Origin of the sequence: Panacibacter microcysteis, assembly GCF_015831355.1 — a bacterium.
Taxonomy (GTDB): Bacteria; Bacteroidota; Bacteroidia; order Chitinophagales; family Chitinophagaceae; genus Panacibacter; species Panacibacter microcysteis.
The window spans coordinates 1196464-1213919 of the sequence record NZ_JADWYR010000001.1 but is presented as its reverse complement, the minus strand read 5'-3'; the positions used below and the strand labels follow the sequence as shown (position 1 = coordinate 1213919).

The following is a 17456-nucleotide window of genomic DNA, read 5'->3' as shown; positions in this document are numbered from 1 at the left end:
TGGCATCGCCTGTTGTGTCACTCACTTGTACTGTGGGAACAGTGAGCAGCAGGCGAAAAGGCAGTAAGGTAACAAGGTGGGTGATAGTTTGCGTAGTTGAATAACTGTTGTTTTCATTGTTCAGTCATATGCTGCAGTACAAGAGTGCGACGCAACGAAAGCTTCATGCATTTTCAACTGCCGGGTACAAAAAAATTACTTACCTGTATTTTGCAGCAATACAGTTCTTTCATTTTGTGCACGCAATCTTTTGCACAACATCTTTACAGCGCCTTTGATGATCTCCGGTCTTGTTTCAAGTAACTCATAGAATGGAAGCTGATCAATCTTGAACAAATAACAATCTGTAAAGGCAGTGGCACTGGCCGATCTTTTTTCTGCATCGAATAAAGAAAGTTCCCCAAAAATATCATTCTCTTTATCAAATATAATCAGCGTTGTTTCGCCTTTGTGTATGCGCACGCTGCCCTGGTAAATGATATACATACTATCGCCAATAGCATTTTCTTCAAAGATGCGTTCACCTTCCTTGTATTCCACTTCCTGCATAAGCGGGGCAAGGTCTGCAAGAATATGCTCAGGCGTTTCAGAAAAAATGCTTGTGCTTTTTAGTACCAATACTTTTTCCAGCAGCAGTAATTTGTTTGTCATAACATTATTAAGCGTAAAGTGGACGGTTTCTTTAAGAAGGATGTTTTCTGCAAACAGGTATTTTTTCAACAGGGCGGCATCATAATTCATTTGCGCTTTGTGTAATGTGTATGCTGCGCATGCTTTAGACCAGTCGAAAAATGGAGTGTGTGTACTACTTAAAATGTGTGCAGGTATATCATCCTGAGTTTGTATAGAAAGCGCTTGTTTATGATTGAGCTGGGAGATGCGGTGTTCAATGTCTCCTTTCTCGTAAATGATGATAAAATCGTGAGACAGCTTACGCGGTACAGCCATTTCAAGCATTTCAAAAGCATTGGCATTTTGCTCTTTATTATCCACCGATAATGAGCGGCGAATCTTGTCTATTTCCTGGTCTTTGAAAAGTATGGCGAACAGGTACAGGACATTGTCTCGTATCTCCTGCAATTCAATAGCGAGCGAGTTTGAAATAAGCGGCAAACCAGTGGTATGTTCTGCTGCCTTTTTTTGCAGTTGTAAAATGGTGGCAGCGTTTGCGATTGCATTTTCGGCTACTGTTTGCAGCTGCAGGTGGCTGCCGGTGCCGGCTTTTTGACGGCCGTGGTAAATTGCTTTTGTAATAGTATTGGTATGTTCAGGTAATGTATGGTAAAGTTCTGCCAGGTTATTAATACCTGCATGGCCGCCAATAATGCCGCAAATGCGAATAAGCTGACGTCGTTCCTCAAAGCCGGCTTCTTTACTGCGCAGGTAACCTGTTATAACCGGCACAGCAAGCTCACCGTTTTGGAGTAATGCTTTGTAAACCGCTTTATCATGTTGTTTCAACCGGCTGAGCAATGTTTCTACGATCTGAACGTCTGGCCATTTGCCTGCTTCACTGATTGCAGCAACAGCAACGGTTTCATCTGTATCATTTACCAGGGTTATCAACTGATCCCTGAATAATGGTTGTTTAGCCTTTGCTATCGCAGCCGCCGCAATAATGCGTTCTTTGCTGTTTGCAGCCGTGCATTTTTCGATAACAATTTTCGCTACCTCATGATAGTATTTGCCATTGGCATTCGAAAGCAAAGTGCCCAGTGCTTCAGACCCGATAAAAGCATCTGCATTGTTGATGTTTGCAAATACAAAATCATCCTCGTTACCCTTTTTGCAAATGGCTGCAAAGGCGCTGTGTTTAACTGCAGCACGAATATTTTTATGGAGAAGAATTTCTTTGATGGCCGCTGTGTTGATTTCAATCAGGCCTTCCTGGAATAACACCAGCAGTTCATCTTTAACGTTATCTGACGGATGTTTTAATAAATGGCTAAGCAGTTGTTCATCCAGCACGCCAATATTCCTGAAACGTATTAGCCGTAATATGTGAATTACTTCAGGCTCGTTGGCATCTAATAACTTCTTCCTGATAAGCGATAATGTTTCCGGTTCATCCAGCGAAAGATCTGCACTGGTATAAAATTTACTGGTAATAGCTTTTAGTACGGTGTTATAATATTCGCGGTCTAAAAAGAATATGCTTATAATCCATAGAACGGCAAAACCCAAAAGAAAATAAGCAAGGGCAATAATATCTATACCATGCTGTATCTGTATCAGTTCAAACAGCAACACACCAGAGAAGAGGTAAGCAAACGGGTCCATTATGCCTTTAACTATATTATGAGACCGCAGCCGGTCATGTGTACCCAATGGCTGCATTACACTAAGAAACACCGGAGAGTTAATGGCGGTCTTTAACACATCAAGTACGATGCAGGTAGCGCCAAACATGTACAGTACGGCATTGCCCTCGCCCAGGCTGTAGCGAAATGCGATGACCATTACAATGCAGGCAGCAAAGATGATTGGGGTAAAAAGCAACGACTTTTTTACGCCAATGGTTGTTAAAAGTTTGCCGGTAAATAACAGCTTTACAATAAGTGCACAAATACGAATAACGGCCAGGAAGGCGCCAATGAATACAGCAAAATCAATATCATCATGATAAGCTTCCTTGATTTTACTGTAAAAAGAAAAGTTTGCCACCACGATGCATACAGACATGATAAATGCCAGTATAGCCAGCCAGAAGATCAGCCTATTGGAGGTGAAACGTTTAATGAAGCCAACTGCCAGGCTTTCTTTATGCGCATGTTCATGAGCATCATTGTGCGTATGGTGTTCTTCATGTACATGCAAGGTTCCTGCCCGTATAATCTTGTTCAGAAAAGGCAACGAAGCAAGCATACAAAGAAAAGCAGGTATAAGCAGGTTTGCTGTGCCCACATACGATACTGTTAAAGAAGCCAGTGTGTAACCAATAAATTTTGCCGGAATATCGCCTGCGCTTATAATGCTAAACAATCTCTTGCTTTGTCTTACTTCAAAAACAAGTGCAGCAATACCCCAGAATTCAAGATTGCTCAGCAGGTATAAAACGTTGAACCAAATCAGCACAAAGTAATCAAAACGCGGTATTGGCAAAGTGTATCCAAAAAGACGTATAAGCAGTATACTGCCCGCCATAAAATAAATAATGTATTTACTAAGATTGGCTATACTGTATCGGTGTTCCAGCTTGCTGTAGATATAGCCGGTTAGCCAAAGAGCAAGAGATGTACATATATAAACAAACGTAAGGTCAGATACTTCGTGCCTGCTCAGGAAAGTTGCATAGGCAGACGTAAAGAAAAATGCAGTGCCGGCCCCCTGGAAAAACTGCATCCAGAACAATTTAGCAACCAGCCATCTTTCCTCTTTGCGCACATTTAGTAAACGTGCAATTGCTTCTAATGTCATGTCGGTTCGTTATTGGCCATATTGCAAGCTAAAAGCAACTTTCAGTTCCTGCAGGTGCTTTTGTTTCAAACTATTTCGTCTTTCGTTAGATGTAGTGGTAAAATAATGATGCGTTTCAAAAAATCCTATTTGCATCTGTTGCCATTCGCGGTCATCCGCTGCAATTTTGTACGACAGGAACTCCTTTCTCAATGCATCACTTATTGGTTCAAAATCATTTCGCCCAAGGTAATCCAGGTCGGCATCGCAAATAATTCTTTCAGTATGCGTCGCAGGGTTTTGTGGAATTTTTGTCGCCATTATCATTCCACATATGGCGTCAAGTGCCTGCGCTGCCAATACACTATCAAGCTCTTCCCTTACCAGTTTGCAACTCTCAGCTTCGTGGCCACGGTATACACTGCAAAAGCCTGTGTCATGGTAAAGTGCTGCAACCTTCAGCAAATGCAGGTCATTCTCGGCAATACCTTCTGCTTGTGCAATGATCTCAGCCTGCTCAAGCACATCTTTGGTATGTGCTGCATTATGATAGGTAAGCTGCTCAGGTAACTGCTCTGTTAACCGCAGCAATACATGTGCTTTCAATATTTCGAAGGCTTCAGCAGATATCATACGTTCAGTTAAACCTCATAAATATAGAGATTTATCGTTAACACAAATAAACACGTGGCATATCAATACCCGTATGAATTTTCAGCATCACCCGTTAATGATTTAAACGTTTTTTCATGTACCCGGCAATAGTGCTGCTATTGGGCTGCTGTTGCGTCGCACTCTTCAACTGTTGAATGTTTTCCGGGCAATTAAAAACAGGTCGGCTAAAAGTGGTACAGTTAATTTTATGGTCCACTGGTTTACGCCCACCTTTTGGTATAAATTATGCGTATGTTAAGCTCTTAAAATAAGGTCATAGTGAGAATACAGATAAGGGAGCAATCATTTATAGCAAGAATTGCCTGCATAGTGTTGAAACAGAAAAAGGTAGCGGTAGTTACAGGAAATATTATCCATCTATACAATACCGGTAAAGAAGAATTCCTGTCAAATAAAAGGTGGCTACAGCACGAGCTGGTGCACGTACTGCAATACCGTGAGCATGGCCACCTGAAATTTATTTCACTTTACCTGTGGGAGTCTTTAAAAAAAGGTTATCACCAGAATAGGTTTGAAAAAGAGGCAAGATTGTATGAGGATGAGCCCGCATTGTCAGCAAACGTGCAGGTTATCTGATCCATTCTATTTCACCTACTTCAAAAGACTGTTCCATTGCGGCAGTTACTTTCAACCTGCCGTGCTCGTCAACACTGTTTATTGTGCAATCAAATAAAACATTGCCTTTTTTTAAGGTCACCGTGGTGTTTTTTTTATATAGTATCGAGTTATACCTGTCTTTAATTGATGCAGGGTTAACACATAAAGTGTTGTAACTTTTATCGAGATATGCGCACAGTTGTTTTGCAAGCATCAGCGGGTCATGATTTTTTCCGGTTATTTGCTTCAGGCTTACAGGATTTTGAATAACATCGGCGAACCTTGTCTGGTTAATATTAATGCCTATGCCTACGATGCTCCACTGCCAATCCATGCCTCTCAATACATTTTCTATTAAGATGCCTCCTGCCTTTCTGTCACGCCAGTAAAGATCATTTGGCCATTTAACAGAATTTTCATCAACACAATGCGCGCCAAAAAAATCATGAACGGCTACTGCCATCGCCATACTTAGAAGAAACTTAGGTTGTGTGGCAATCTGCCGGGCATCAATAATTACCGATAATAAGATGTTTTCACCTTTCGTCGTTATCCAGCTTTTGCCACGCTGCCCTTTCCCTGCTGTCTGCTCGTGTGCAAATACTGCAGTTCCATGAGCCGCTGTGCCATTATTAATCATTTCCATGGCATAGTTGTTGGTGCTGCCAGTACTGTCAATTTCCAGCAGTGGCGTTCCGAGGGGATTATTTGTAGATGAAGCAGTCAAAGAATTACTATTTTTGTCCAAATCTACGTGAGTAAGTTTGTAATGCCAGCCAGCTTTAAACTAGCAAAATAAAAGCCGGATTATTGCATCTGCGTTACTGCAGCAGATTGGTAAACAGAACCCTGCAATCTGTAGTTCGGCCCACAACGGGCATGCAACAACAAATAACCTGGTTCAAAAAAAGCATATAATATTATTTATCAAATTTTTTGATTATTGGAAACTTTATCTCTTTTGAGCAATCGTAAAAAGCAAACTGTAACGAAGCTTACCAGGAACTCAAAACTCTTCAAGTCCATCATCAGCGCAATCCAGCAAAAAAAAGGAGAACAGATTGTTTCCCTCGACCTGCGTAAAATACCGGAGGCCGTTGCGGATTTCTTCATCATTTGCCAGGCTACCACCAATACACAGGTAAAAGCGATTGCCGATAGTGTGGAGGATTTAGTAAGAAAAAATTGTGGCGAAACCCCTTACAAGCACGAGGGTCAACAGGCAGCACAGTGGATATTGATCGACTATGTAAATGTTGTTGTGCATGTAATGCAACCGGAAACCCGAAAATTCTATAAGCTGGAAGAAATGTGGAGCGATGCAGCTTTAACAGAGCATGATGAAGGATAAGAATTATTTTGCACTACGCAACTTTTCTACCGAAAAAACATTAATACATACAGAGAAGCAATCATAACATGGCACAGGAAGATAATAAACAAAAGCCCTTGTTTTCAGGAAGGGGAAGCGATGACAGAGGATCTAAAAAGCCTCCACGTTTTAGTATTTATTGGGTATATGCACTTATAGCAGTAATTCTTCTGGGTTACCAGCTTTTACAAACAAATTCCACATCATCTGCAGATATTTCGCTCCAGGTTTTTAAAGATTCAATGCTTGCGCAAAATGATGTAAAAAAAATAGACCTGGTAAAAAACAAAGAAATTGTAAGGGTTTATATCAAACAGGAAAGTCTAAGCAAACCTTACTATAAGAACAAACTGAAGAAAGAACTGCCTGCTAATTACAGTAGTCCGCTCTTCGAATTCCAGGTTACAGATTGGGAAAGCTTCAATAAAACACTCGATGATTTTTATAAAACACACCCGGAAGTTCCCGAAGTTCCTGCTCCTGCTATTACAGAAGGTGAGTGGCTTGGGCCGATTGCACAAACAATACTTACGGTACTGTTCTTTGTAGGCCTGTGGGTGTTGCTGATGCGTAAAGTAGGTGGCCCCGCCGGTGGTGGCGGCGCAGGTGGCATATTCAGCATCGGTAAATCGAAAGCTCAGCTTTTTGATAAAGGAACTAAGGTAAACATCACTTTTGCTGATGTTGCAGGTTTGGATGAGGCCAAAGTAGAAGTAATGGAAATCGTGGACTTTCTGAAAAGCCCCAAAAAATACACATCACTTGGCGGTAAAATACCAAAAGGTGCGTTATTGATCGGCCCCCCCGGTACAGGTAAAACATTGCTTGCAAAAGCAATGGCTGGTGAAGCACAAGTACCGTTTTTTAGCCTTAGCGGTAGCGATTTCGTGGAAATGTTTGTGGGTGTGGGTGCCAGCCGTGTAAGAGATCTTTTTAAACAGGCAAGAGAAAAAGCACCATGTATCATCTTTATAGATGAGATTGATGCTATTGGCCGTGCACGTGGCCGTAATGCCATCATGAGTAATGATGAGCGTGAGAATACATTGAACCAGTTATTGGTGGAAATGGATGGTTTTGCAGGCGATGCAGGAATCATCATTCTTGCCGCTACCAACAGGCCCGATGTGTTGGATAGTGCATTGCTTCGCCCGGGCCGTTTCGACAGGCAGATATCTATCGATAAACCAGATGTAAAAGGGCGAGAAGCAATCTTTAAGGTGCATCTGAAACCTATCAAAATTTCGCAGACACTCGATATTCATAAACTTGCTGAGCAAACCCCGGGTTTTGCAGGCGCAGATATAGCCAACGTTTGTAACGAGGCTGCACTAATTGCCGCAAGAAAGGGGAAAGATGCGGTAGATATGAGCGATTTCCAGGATGCTATTGACCGCGTAATCGGTGGGCTGGAAAAGAAAAATAAGATCATTCTCCCCGAGGAAAAGGAAATTATTGCTTACCACGAGGCTGGCCACGCGATATGTGGTTGGTTCCTGGAGCATGCTTATCCCTTGCTGAAAGTAACAATCGTACCGCGTGGTACAGCAGCGCTTGGGTATGCCCAATACACACCGAAAGAGCAATACCTGTACAACACAGACCAGCTCATCGACCAGATTTGTATGACGCTCGGCGGCCGTGCAAGCGAAGAAATTTTCTTTGGTAAAATATCAACCGGTGCATCAAACGATCTGCAGCAGATTACACGCATGGCTTATTCAATGATCACCGTATATGGCATGAACGACAAGGTTGGTAACATCAGTTTCTACGATCCTTCACAGGAAAATTCGTTTACCAAACCTTACAGCGAAGAAACGGGCAAACTGATAGATGAAGAAGTGAGAAAGCTGATTGATGCAGCATACGAAAGAACAAAAGCACTGCTAACCGAAAGAAGGGTTGAAGTAGAAAAACTGGCACAGCAACTATTGAAAAAAGAAGTGTTGTTCCAGAGTGATGTGGAAGCGCTGATCGGGAAACGCCCGTTTGGCGATAAGAAGTTGCTCGATGTAGATGAGGATGGTAAAGATGAACACCACACAGGTTCTGGTGCCGTAAGCGAAGGTGTACCACCGTATGACAGTGGTTTATCTGTACCTCCAATGAAAGCAGAAGGCTAATTATTATTATACCGGCTTTTAGTTCTTTGGTCATCGCCTGTTGTGTCACTCACTTGTACAGTTAAAGCTTTATGCAACAATTCCAGGTTACCGGCCTGTTAAAAGGTATGAAGTACAGAGTAGCGCAGCAAAAAGCTGCTGATAGCACTACAGTACAAGAGTGCGACGCAACGGAAGATCAATAGCAGTACTGCAGCCGGGCTCATTATAAAATATATGGTCTTTTAAGCAGAAACAAATACAATGAAAGTATCCGCTTCAAAAGAAAAAATACTGAAGAAAATAAGACAGGCATTGGCAACACCAGTGCCTGTTCCATTTCCACAAAGTGAAGGAAATGAAAGTCTTTTTACACCCGCTGTACAAGAGCCGGAAGTGGAGTTTGCAGAAAATTTTTCAAAACTGCAGGGCCGGTTTTCTTACTGCCAGAACGAAACAGAATTAGCAGCCCAGCTTGCGCAGTTGCTGCAACACCGTAACTGGAAAAACATTTACTGCAACGAGAGCGCACTAAAATCTTTACTGCTACAAAATGCCTTTGCTATCGACTATACCGCTGATCTTGCCGGTTGCGATGCGGCTATAACAGACTGCGAGTACCTGGTGGCAAGAACCGGCAGTATTTTACTGAGCAGTGCTCAGCAGAGTGGCAGAACAGTAAGTGTGTATGCGCCGGTGCACATTTGTATTGCTTATACAGATCAGCTTGTGTACGATATTAAAGACGCCATTACCGGCATAAAAGAAAAACAGGAACAACTGCCATCTCTTATAACTTTGGCAACGGGACCAAGCAGAACTGCCGACATAGAAAAAACACTGGTGGTTGGTGTGCACGGGCCAAAAGAGGTGTTTTGTTTTTTGCTTGAACGATAAGCTTATACACGCTTTTATGAAACAAGATCAACATCATTTATTCGTATACGGATCGCTGCGCAAAGGTTTTCACCATGCTGCGCATGAATACATCAGTAAATATTTTTCGTTTGTGAGTACCGGGAAGATACGCGGCACGCTGAGCGATATGGGAGATTACCCGGCTGCAACGCCATGCGATGAAGAACATTATATTATAGGTGAGTTATATGTAATACAGCATGAAGAAGAATTTACGTGGGCCATGGAACAGCTCGATGAATACGAAGGTTTATTTCCTGAAGAAGACGAAGGTGAAGAAATCCTTTTCAGGAGGGAGATGACCACTATTTTTACTGACAACGGAGACATCAAAAACGCATGGGTTTACTGGTACAACGGCGATGTAAGTGGCAGGCCTGTTATTGCTTCCGGTGATGTAATGCAATACGTACAGGAGAAACTCAAACAATAGCAATGAATCTTCCGGAAGGTAAAAAGATATATTTTCTCTCAGATTTCCATCTTGGGATACCTGACTATGCGGGTAGCCTGGTACGCGAAAAAAAAATCGTTGCCTTTCTTGAAGCTGCACGTAAAGATGCCGCTGTAATTTTTTTGCTGGGAGATATGTTTGATTTTTGGTACGAATACAAAACGGTTGTACCAAAAGGTTATGTAAGAATTTTGGGGAAGCTTGCAGAGATCACAGACAGTGGTATTCCGGTGCATTTTTTTGTAGGTAACCATGACATGTGGATGGCAGGCTATTTTGAGCAGGAGCTGAACATTCCGGTCTATTATGAGCCCAAGATTTTTGAATGGAACGGAAAGCGTTTCTACCTTGGCCACGGCGATGGCCTTGGTCCCGGTGATCATAAGTACAAAATGCTGAAAAAAGTTTTCCGTAGCCGTTTTTGCCAGTGGCTATTTGGCCAGTTACATCCCACCTGGGGCATTGGGCTGGCAAATTATTTTAGCGGTAAAAGCAGGGTGAAAACCATGCAGAGTGATAAGATTTTTCTTGGTGAAGCAAAAGAATGGCTTATTATCTTTTGCCGGCAGATCCTGTCAAAAGAACATTTTGATTATTTTATTTTCGGGCACCGTCACTTTCCCCTGGACTTTCCTTTGAATGCGCACAGCAGGTACATTAACCTGGGCGACTGGATCAGGGATTTTACGTACGCCTGTTTCGACGGCACCGAACTACACCTGAAAAAATGGGAAGATTAGTATGCTTATTTGTAACTTGTTTCATCGCATTATCTGTACACGCAACGGGTAATGATACAGCATTGCAACTGGTAAAAGAAAAGCACCTGCCTGGCAACTATAAAGATTTTTACGCTGATAATTTTGGCAATGTGTTTCTTGTATCTCTCAACAACCAGGTAAAAAAACTAAACCAGCAGTTCGACTCCGCAGGGGTTTTTAACGACATTCGCCGGTATGGGGATATCTATAAACTAGATGTAACGAATCCATTAAAAATATTGGTTTACTACAGGGATTTTACAACCATTGTAATCCTGGATCGGTTCTTAAACGTGCGCAATACCATTGATCTTCGCAATGCCGGTATAATGCAGGCCAAAGCGGTTGCACAGAGTTACGATAATAATTATTGGGTGTTTGATGAGTTGAACGGTAAAATCAAAAAGGTTGATGACAATGGTACGGTACTGCTGGAATCGCCGGACCTGAGAATACTTTTTGCTTACGAGTACAACCCCCAATACATAACAGATACCGATGGTGCGCTGTATTTATACGACACAAAAAAAGGCTGGACTATTTTTGACTACTATGGTGCATTTAAAAAACGTGTTGATGTTACCGGATGGAAAGATGTAAGTGTAAACCGTAATGTGCTTCGTGGATTAGACAGCTGTTGCCTTCAAAATTATAATGTGGCTACCTTTGCGCAACAGCAAGTGCCTGCCGGCGCAGCATTATTGAATGCCGTAAAGATACAACAACAACTCAACAGGTTTTTTGTATTAAACAACCAGGGTCTATTTCTTTATAGTACGAAATAACATGAAGGAAATTCTTCAGCTACAATTTCTTGACAATACCTTACAACTATATATTGAGGTATTCGGCGCTATATTGCTCGCACTTATCAGCAAGCGTATTTTGTCGCGCTACCTGGCAGCATTAATGTTCAGGCTTTTTACAAAGAGGGAAAAAAATTCGCGCAAAAAATCTTTCGTCGAACTCATTGTGGCACCGCTCGATGCTTTTATCATAACTTTTTTCATCGTTATTGCGCTCGATAAACTAACGTTGCCCACAGCACTTCAGTTTAAGGTTTATAAAGTAACAACAAGAGATCTGTTAGATGGTATTGCCAGTCTTGCCATTATTGTAACCTTTATACGTTTGTGCATCCGCGTTGTCAAATATTCTGCGCTCATACTGGAAGAAAAGGCTAACCTCACAGCAGACCAAAGCGATAATCAACTCGTTGTTTTTTTCAGGGATTTTTTCCGCGTGGTATTGTACATTATGGGCGTGCTGCTCATTTTACGGTTTACTTTTCATTACGATATTGGCAAACTGGTTACCGGCCTTAGCATTGTGGGCGCTGCAGTGGCACTTGCAACAAAAGAAAGTCTCGAAAACCTGATTGCATCTTTCATTATTTTTTTTGATAAACCTTTTACTACAGGAGATCTTGTAAAAGTACAAGGCTTTACCGGGAATGTCGAAAGAATCGGTTTACGTAGCACACGCATACGGACAGACCATAAAACATATATCACCGTTCCCAATAAACAAATGGTAGATACAATCCTCGATAATATTACACTTCGATCACAAAGGCGCGTAGAGATCAAACTGGAGATTGGTTTATCTGCAGAAAGCAGCCGGTTGAAAGCAGCGATAGCTGCAGTAAAAGCTTTATTGCAAAACAACAGTATAGAAAGCAGCACCGTATTCCTGAGCGATACCGGTAAAAATGCGCATGTTATTACAATTGAGTTTTTCACCACAATGGCGCAAACCATTACAGAATTCAATGCACTAAGAGAAGAAATAAATTTTGCTATTATTGATTTGCTTGCCAGCCACAACATAGAACTGGCTGCGGCAAATACAGATGTAGTTGTTACACAAAAGCAATAGCACTATTGTGTAGCAGCAACAATTTCGCCTAACTCCTTATCAACCTGTCCCAGTTTTCCATACTCCTCTACCCGGCCAATTTCCTTTCCTTGATGCATAACAATAAATGTAGGTGCCTTTGTAACGTTAAAGACCTTGTGAAGATTATATAAAGTTGTTTTGCGCCGGTCAAGACCAATGAGGGTAATGGAGCTGTCAGGAAAACCACTTTTGTCTACCAGGCGGTAAAATACGGGCAACAGGTTTTGGCTGTCTTCGCACCAGGTGCCGCCAAATACAACAAGCTGTATATCCTGCGCATGTTTCTTAAAAGCAGCCACAGCGGCGGCATCAGCCTGCCCGTACTTCATGTTATCGTTAAACCACTTAAAAGCTGTATCGTTTTGAATGTCATTTCTCGAAATAATACCTTTTAAAACTTTCGTATTGTTTTCAGCGTCTGTACTTACTTCGTAATTACGTACCTGTGCATTTGTAGAAAGCACGGTTATAAGGCCAAGCATGATTAAAACGGTAACAGCAATTTTTCTCATACGCCTAAATTAGCTTTCCATTCCAAAAGAAATGCCCTGAATTTTGTTAAAGATTGGATCAGTTGCATCTGTGCATCGGCCTTTTTGCGGTTGTCTTTCATGTATTGTCTCGCCCCTTCAATCGAAAATTTGCGTTGGCGCAGCAGGTAATAGATCAGTTGAAGGTTTTTTACATCCTCTGGTCTGAACAGGCGGTCCCCTTTACGGGTTTTGCGCGGCTTTAAAACAGTAAACTCAGCTTCCCAGTACCGCAGCAGCGATGGGTTTACGTGAAACCATTTAGCAACTTCGCTTATGGCATAATATTGTTTTTGAAAAAGCACTTCGTCAGCCGGTACATCCACCATTACAATGTCAGCATCCATTTCTTTGAAAGATTTTCTGCCCCGTTTGCCAGCTGCGGTCCGTGGCGTGTCTGCAACAGTTTCCTGCGCTGTAGCCACCGGTTCTTCGCTTTCAACAAACACCATGGCCGTTTCAGCATCTGCGTGCTGTTCCGCTTTTATATCTTCCACCACAGCTTCCACAGCTTTTTTTTCAGCGCTTTTTGTTTCTTCAGGCGCAGCAACCGCTGCAAAAAGGTCTAACTGTAGCATATTGTAAAATTAATGATCATAACTGCAGCGACCGAAAGGGTGCGCAAACATTGTGCAAAACTTGTGGAGTGGCCGGTTTATTTATGTGATGAGCCAGGCAGCACCCCTTGTAGCATCGCCTGTTGCGTCGCACTCTTGTACCATATAACATTTGGCAACAACGATACTGTAATAGCAGTCAAACACAATTGCTTAACGGCAGTCCTCATGAAAGCCGCGAATGATAATGCAATCAATCGTTAGTTTTTATTTCTAAGCGTTCATGTACATGTTGCTAAAACTGTTATTTTGCAGCGCTTTACAAATAAGCCTTGCAACAACAATTTCAATAAAAATGCCTGTATATGAAAAATGTATCTGTAATCGGCGCCGGCACAATGGGTAATGGTATTGCGCATGTTTTTGCACAAAGCGGTTTTGCAGTAACGCTGGTAGATGTAAATACCGCACAGCTGGAGAAGGCGTTGCAGACCATAACAAAAAATTTAGACCGCCAGGTTAGCAAAGGCACCGTTACAGAAGCGCAAAAGGCAGATGCACTACAGCATATCAAAACCTGCGATGACTTAGCCGGGGGTGTAAAGGATGCCGATCTGGTAGTAGAAGCTGCCACAGAAAATACAGAGCTGAAGCTGAAAATTTTCAGGCAGTTGGATGAAGCTGCACCTGCAGGTGCTATACTGGCTTCCAATACTTCATCAATTTCTATTACAAAGATTGCAGCGGTAACCAAACGACCCGGAAAGGTAATTGGTATGCACTTTATGAACCCTGTACCGGTAATGAAGCTGGTAGAAATTATTAATGGCTATGCCACGGATAATTCTGTTACAGATACTATTGTTGAATTGAGCAGGCAATTAGGCAAAGTGCCCTGCGTAGTAAATGATTACCCGGGCTTTATAGCCAATAAGATACTGATGCCAATGATTAATGAAGCTATATGCAGTTTGTACGAAGGCATTGCCGGTGTAGCATCAATAGATACCATTATGAAGCTGGGAATGGCACACCCGATGGGTCCTTTGCAACTGGCAGATTTTATAGGCCTGGACGTGTGCCTGAGTATTTTAAATGTTTTATATGAAGGATTTGGTAATCCTAAATATGCGCCATGCCCTTTGCTGGTTAATATGGTAATGGCCGGTAAACTTGGTGTAAAAAGCGGCGAAGGTTTTTATACTTATACACCTGGCAGTAAAGACCTGGTAGTAAGCAGCAGATTCAGGTATTAGGGCCTATGGTTATGAGCTGCTTTGTTTATTGGTTTTAAAACAGTGCCCAAAGTGCTGCCTGGTGTGATGCAGTACAAGAGTGCGACGCAACAGGCGATGCCACAACGTACCAATGCCGGGCTCATTATTGTCCTTCCACTTCTGATACGCCACCAGACACTGCAAATTTCATGGCCTCTGCAGAGCTAAGGTGGGTGAGTAACCTGATCTTGCTTTTGGGAACCAGGTAGGTGACACCGGTTATGGCATAAGATAAGGGAATATAAACCACTACATGATCTGAAAGTTCGAAATTGACACTGCTTTCCTGCGTAATAAAGCCAACACGCCAGATATCGGGGCCGTCTACATTTGCCAATACAGGCTTGTCAAATTTTCTTTTGTTTCCGGTAAAAGCTTCCAGAAAATCCTTTACTGATTTGTAGATAAATTTTATTCCCGGCGTTCTTTCCAGCATGCCATCGAGCAGGTCTACCAGTTTGCTCATAAAAAAAGAAGAGGAAACGCGGCCTACAAATAATACGATCAACACCGCCACTATAAAGCCGAGGCCGGGAATCCTGCGCAATTCTCCTTCGCCATCAGGCGGTAAAAGCTTTGGGAAAATGCCATGAATTATATTGGGTAAAATGTTATCTACTGTATAAAACAGCCACCACACGGCATAGATCGTTATACCTAACGGAGCAAGGATTACAAGGCCCTGGAAAAAATATTGCAAGAGGTTTTTCCAGTGAAAAGACTCATAAAAGCGGTGTTTCCAATCAGACATATAATATGTTTAAAAAGATAAAGTAAAGCATAATTCAACAGAGCACACAGTGTTTTCCATTAATCCGTTTACGCATCCATTTATACAGGGAAACAAAAAAAGTCACCCCGGAAACGCTGATTACAAAAAAAGTTTCCATAGTTTTGTGCCGCTTTTTTATATCGTGATTATGGAAATGAAAGAAAGAATACAGCAAAAGGCCAGGGAACTTTTTATGCGTTACGGGTTTCGTTCTGTTACAATGGACGAAATAGCGGGGCAATTGGGCATCAGTAAAAAGACAGTGTACCAGTTTTTTGAAGATAAAGACAGCCTGGTAGAAGCGGTGATGCAGAAGGAAATGGATTATATGCACAACGAGTGCGTAAGACAAATGCATGAATCTCAAAATGCTATTGAGGAACTTTTCCTGGATATGGAATGCATGGAAGAAGTGGTGGAAAGTCTTAACCCGCAGATACTCTTTGACCTTGAAAAGTTTTACCCCAGCACATTCGAAAAATTTAAAAAACACAAGAACAGTTTTCTGCTGGATATTGTTAGAAAAAATATACAGCGCGGTATACAGGAAGAACTGTACAGGAGCGATTTTGATATCGACATCGTATCGAGGTTTCGTCTTGAAAGTTCGTTCCTTGCTTTTAGCCAGGAAACTTACCCTTTTGGTAAATACAACCCGCTGCAGGTTTCCAATGAAATTTATTTTCTCTACCTCCATGGAATTACAACACCAAAAGGCAAAAAACTGATCGAAAAATACATTCAGCAAAGACAAAAAAATAAATCACTAGCAGTATGAACCTAAGAATAGGATGTATAATAAGCCTGTTGATGATTGCCGGCATAGCAAATGCGCAACCAAACAAGGATACAATAATATCTACCTATGCATTTAGTGTAAAACAATGTGTAGAGTTTGCGTCTAAAAATAATCTGCAGGTAAAAAATGCTATCACAGATCTTAAACAGCAGGAGCAAACCAACAGGGGTGTAACCTCTGCTGCATTGCCGAAGCTTAATGTAAGCGGCAATATAACAGACTACCTGAAACTGCCGGTAAGCTTATTACCCGGCGAGATCATTGGTCAGCCGGCGGGTACATTTGTTCCGGTAACATTTGGTACCAAGTACAATGCTAATGCAGCTGTGGCTCTTCAGCAGGTTGTTTTCGACGGCCAGGTATTTGTAGGCCTGCAGGCAAGAAAGGCAGCCATCGATTTTTATGAGAAAAATATAGACGTGGTATTGGAAAATGTAAAATCGAATATTTACAAAGTATATTACCAGCTTGTGGCAAGTAAAACACAGATTGCGCAGATCGATGCGAACATTGACAGACTTACCAGGCTTGAGCACGATGCCAATGAACTTTTTAAAAACGGTTTTGCAGAAAAGCTGGATGTCGACAAAGCTTCTGTACAACTGGCTAACCTTATTACAGAAAAGCAATCGGCAGAAAACCAGGTGGCAAACGGTTATCTCGGCCTTAAACTGCTGATCGGTATGCCTCCCCAGGATTCTCTGGTGCTGACAGACAGCGTAACCGATGAAGAAATAAAAGATGGTTTACTAACCGAGGATGGTTACAACTACGCCAGCCGCGTAGAATTTCAGTATGCAGAAATCGGTAAGCGCCTGAACGAATACAATATCAAACGGTATAAACTGGCAGCATTACCTACGCTCAGCTTAAACGGCAGCTTCAGCAAGCAGGCACAAAGAACAAAGTTTGACATATTTGGTAAGGGCGATTGGTTCACCACGTCTTATGTTGGCATCAATCTCAACTTTTCATTGTTTGATGGGTTTCAGCGCCGGTCTGATCTTGAAAAGGCAAGACTTGATCTGCAGCGGTCAAATGACCAGATGGATTACCTGAAAATATCCATCGATAAAGAAGTAGCAGAAGCGACCAACAACTACCGCAATGCCATCAACACACTCGATTTTCAGAAAAAGAATATAGCACTGGCAGAAAAAGTATATGAGCAGGCAAAGAAAAAGTTTGAAGTGGGTACAGGAAGCACAACCGAAATAACCAATGCACAAACCGACCTGAGGGTAGCGCAAAATAATTATATCAACGCACTGTACAATGCCATTATAGCAAAAGTGGATTATCAGAAAGCAACAGGTAAACTAAACTAATCAAGAATTCTTAAAG

General features: G+C 42.0%; 17 protein-coding genes. 11 read left to right on the top strand and 6 right to left on the bottom strand.

The features are described from left to right. Positions 1-195: 195 nt before the first annotated feature. Together I5907_RS04855 and I5907_RS04850 are read right to left on the bottom strand one after the other, a co-directional pair. Positions 196-3417 carry a cyclic nucleotide-binding domain-containing protein gene (locus I5907_RS04855; protein ID WP_196989595.1) on the bottom strand — a complete coding sequence of 1074 codons (3222 nt, stop codon included), beginning with the start codon at positions 3415-3417 and terminating at the stop codon, positions 196-198. A 9-nt stretch (positions 3418-3426) separates the two neighbouring features. Then, positions 3427-4029, bottom strand: coding sequence for an HD domain-containing protein (locus I5907_RS04850; RefSeq protein WP_196989594.1), 603 nt, complete (start codon positions 4027-4029; stop codon positions 3427-3429). Between the two features lie 300 nt (positions 4030-4329). Between I5907_RS04850 and I5907_RS04845 the strand changes: the two genes are divergently transcribed. Continuing rightward, positions 4330-4647: a DUF4157 domain-containing protein gene (locus tag I5907_RS04845; protein ID WP_231401968.1), complete on the top strand. Its 318-nt coding sequence runs from the start codon at positions 4330-4332 to the stop codon at positions 4645-4647. On the opposite strand, the gene I5907_RS04840 is transcribed toward I5907_RS04845, so the two are convergent. Continuing rightward, positions 4640-5395, bottom strand: coding sequence for a biotin--[acetyl-CoA-carboxylase] ligase (locus I5907_RS04840; protein ID WP_231401967.1), 756 nt, complete (start codon positions 5393-5395; stop codon positions 4640-4642). The genes I5907_RS04845 and I5907_RS04840 overlap by 8 nt on opposite strands. A 234-nt stretch (positions 5396-5629) precedes the next feature. Between I5907_RS04840 and rsfS the strand changes: the two genes are divergently transcribed. From rsfS to I5907_RS04805, 7 genes are all read left to right on the top strand, one after another. Continuing rightward, complete coding sequence (gene rsfS, locus I5907_RS04835; protein WP_231401966.1) at positions 5630-6019, top strand: ribosome silencing factor; 390 nt, start codon at positions 5630-5632, stop codon at positions 6017-6019. Positions 6020-6087: 68 nt separating this feature from the next. Further along, positions 6088-8166 carry an ATP-dependent zinc metalloprotease FtsH gene (gene ftsH / locus I5907_RS04830; protein ID WP_196989592.1) on the top strand — a complete coding sequence of 693 codons (2079 nt, stop codon included), beginning with the start codon at positions 6088-6090 and terminating at the stop codon, positions 8164-8166. A 243-nt stretch (positions 8167-8409) separates the two neighbouring features. Beyond that, positions 8410-9042 carry a LutC/YkgG family protein gene (locus I5907_RS04825; protein WP_196989591.1) on the top strand — a complete coding sequence of 211 codons (633 nt, stop codon included), beginning with the start codon at positions 8410-8412 and terminating at the stop codon, positions 9040-9042. 16 nt (positions 9043-9058) lie between these two features. Then, positions 9059-9496, top strand: a complete 438-nt coding sequence (locus I5907_RS04820) for a gamma-glutamylcyclotransferase family protein (RefSeq protein ID WP_196989590.1) — start codon at positions 9059-9061, stop codon at positions 9494-9496. Between the two features lie 2 nt (positions 9497-9498). Beyond that, positions 9499-10257, top strand: a complete 759-nt coding sequence (locus I5907_RS04815; RefSeq protein ID WP_196989589.1) for a UDP-2,3-diacylglucosamine diphosphatase — start codon at positions 9499-9501, stop codon at positions 10255-10257. After that, on the top strand, positions 10245-11063 hold the full coding sequence (locus tag I5907_RS04810; RefSeq protein WP_196989588.1) for a hypothetical protein: 819 nt from the start codon (positions 10245-10247) through the stop codon (positions 11061-11063). Before I5907_RS04815 ends, I5907_RS04810 begins: the two co-directional genes overlap by 13 nt. Before the next feature lies 1 nt (position 11064). After that, entirely contained in the window at positions 11065-12156 is a 1092-nt protein-coding gene (locus I5907_RS04805) for a mechanosensitive ion channel family protein (RefSeq protein WP_196989587.1), read from the top strand. 2 nt (positions 12157-12158) lie between these two features. Here I5907_RS04805 and I5907_RS04800 read toward each other — a convergent pair whose 3' ends face one another. Further along, positions 12159-12689: a thioredoxin family protein gene (locus tag I5907_RS04800; protein ID WP_196989586.1), complete on the bottom strand. Its 531-nt coding sequence runs from the start codon at positions 12687-12689 to the stop codon at positions 12159-12161. Continuing rightward, a complete protein-coding gene (locus tag I5907_RS04795) occupies positions 12686-13285 on the bottom strand; it encodes a MerR family transcriptional regulator (RefSeq protein ID WP_196989585.1) in 600 nt (199 codons plus the stop codon). The genes I5907_RS04800 and I5907_RS04795 overlap by 4 nt, the downstream gene beginning before the upstream one ends. 344 nt (positions 13286-13629) lie before the next feature. On the opposite strand from I5907_RS04795, the gene I5907_RS04790 reads away from it, so the two are divergent. Beyond that, on the top strand, positions 13630-14520 hold the full coding sequence (locus I5907_RS04790) for a 3-hydroxyacyl-CoA dehydrogenase family protein (protein ID WP_196989584.1): 891 nt from the start codon (positions 13630-13632) through the stop codon (positions 14518-14520). 124 nt (positions 14521-14644) lie between these two features. On the opposite strand, the gene I5907_RS04785 is transcribed toward I5907_RS04790, so the two are convergent. Then, on the bottom strand, positions 14645-15292 hold the full coding sequence (locus I5907_RS04785; protein ID WP_196989583.1) for a DUF502 domain-containing protein: 648 nt from the start codon (positions 15290-15292) through the stop codon (positions 14645-14647). Positions 15293-15461: 169 nt separating this feature from the next. Here I5907_RS04785 and I5907_RS04780 point away from each other — a divergent pair, with 169 nt between their 5' ends. Both I5907_RS04780 and I5907_RS04775 read left to right on the top strand, forming a co-directional pair. Further along, the gene (locus I5907_RS04780; protein ID WP_196989582.1) at positions 15462-16091 is read left to right on the top strand and encodes a TetR/AcrR family transcriptional regulator; all 630 of its coding nucleotides are present in this window, start codon (positions 15462-15464) and stop codon (positions 16089-16091) included. After that, a complete protein-coding gene (locus I5907_RS04775) occupies positions 16088-17440 on the top strand; it encodes a TolC family protein (protein WP_196989581.1) in 1353 nt (450 codons plus the stop codon). The genes I5907_RS04780 and I5907_RS04775 overlap by 4 nt, the downstream gene beginning before the upstream one ends. The last annotated feature ends 16 nt before the right edge of the window (positions 17441-17456 follow it).

Bases quoted from the DNA above. Each gene is read 5' to 3' on its own strand.
- I5907_RS04855 (WP_196989595.1), bottom strand. From the start codon at position 3,417: ATGACATTAGAAGCAATTGCACGTTTACTAAATGTGCGCAAAGAGGAA.
- I5907_RS04850 (WP_196989594.1), bottom strand. From the start codon at position 4,029: ATGATATCTGCTGAAGCCTTCGAAATATTGAAAGCACATGTATTGCTG.
- ftsH (WP_196989592.1), top strand. From the start codon at position 6,088: ATGGCACAGGAAGATAATAAACAAAAGCCCTTGTTTTCAGGAAGGGGA.
- I5907_RS04825 (WP_196989591.1), top strand. From the start codon at position 8,410: ATGAAAGTATCCGCTTCAAAAGAAAAAATACTGAAGAAAATAAGACAG.
- I5907_RS04820 (WP_196989590.1), top strand. From the start codon at position 9,059: ATGAAACAAGATCAACATCATTTATTCGTATACGGATCGCTGCGCAAA.
- I5907_RS04815 (WP_196989589.1), top strand. From the start codon at position 9,499: ATGAATCTTCCGGAAGGTAAAAAGATATATTTTCTCTCAGATTTCCAT.
- I5907_RS04810 (WP_196989588.1), top strand. From the start codon at position 10,245: ATGGGAAGATTAGTATGCTTATTTGTAACTTGTTTCATCGCATTATCT.
- I5907_RS04805 (WP_196989587.1), top strand. From the start codon at position 11,065: ATGAAGGAAATTCTTCAGCTACAATTTCTTGACAATACCTTACAACTA.
- I5907_RS04800 (WP_196989586.1), bottom strand. From the start codon at position 12,689: ATGAGAAAAATTGCTGTTACCGTTTTAATCATGCTTGGCCTTATAACC.
- I5907_RS04795 (WP_196989585.1), bottom strand. From the start codon at position 13,285: ATGCTACAGTTAGACCTTTTTGCAGCGGTTGCTGCGCCTGAAGAAACA.
- I5907_RS04790 (WP_196989584.1), top strand. From the start codon at position 13,630: ATGAAAAATGTATCTGTAATCGGCGCCGGCACAATGGGTAATGGTATT.
- I5907_RS04785 (WP_196989583.1), bottom strand. From the start codon at position 15,292: ATGTCTGATTGGAAACACCGCTTTTATGAGTCTTTTCACTGGAAAAAC.
- I5907_RS04780 (WP_196989582.1), top strand. From the start codon at position 15,462: ATGGAAATGAAAGAAAGAATACAGCAAAAGGCCAGGGAACTTTTTATG.
- I5907_RS04775 (WP_196989581.1), top strand. From the start codon at position 16,088: ATGAACCTAAGAATAGGATGTATAATAAGCCTGTTGATGATTGCCGGC.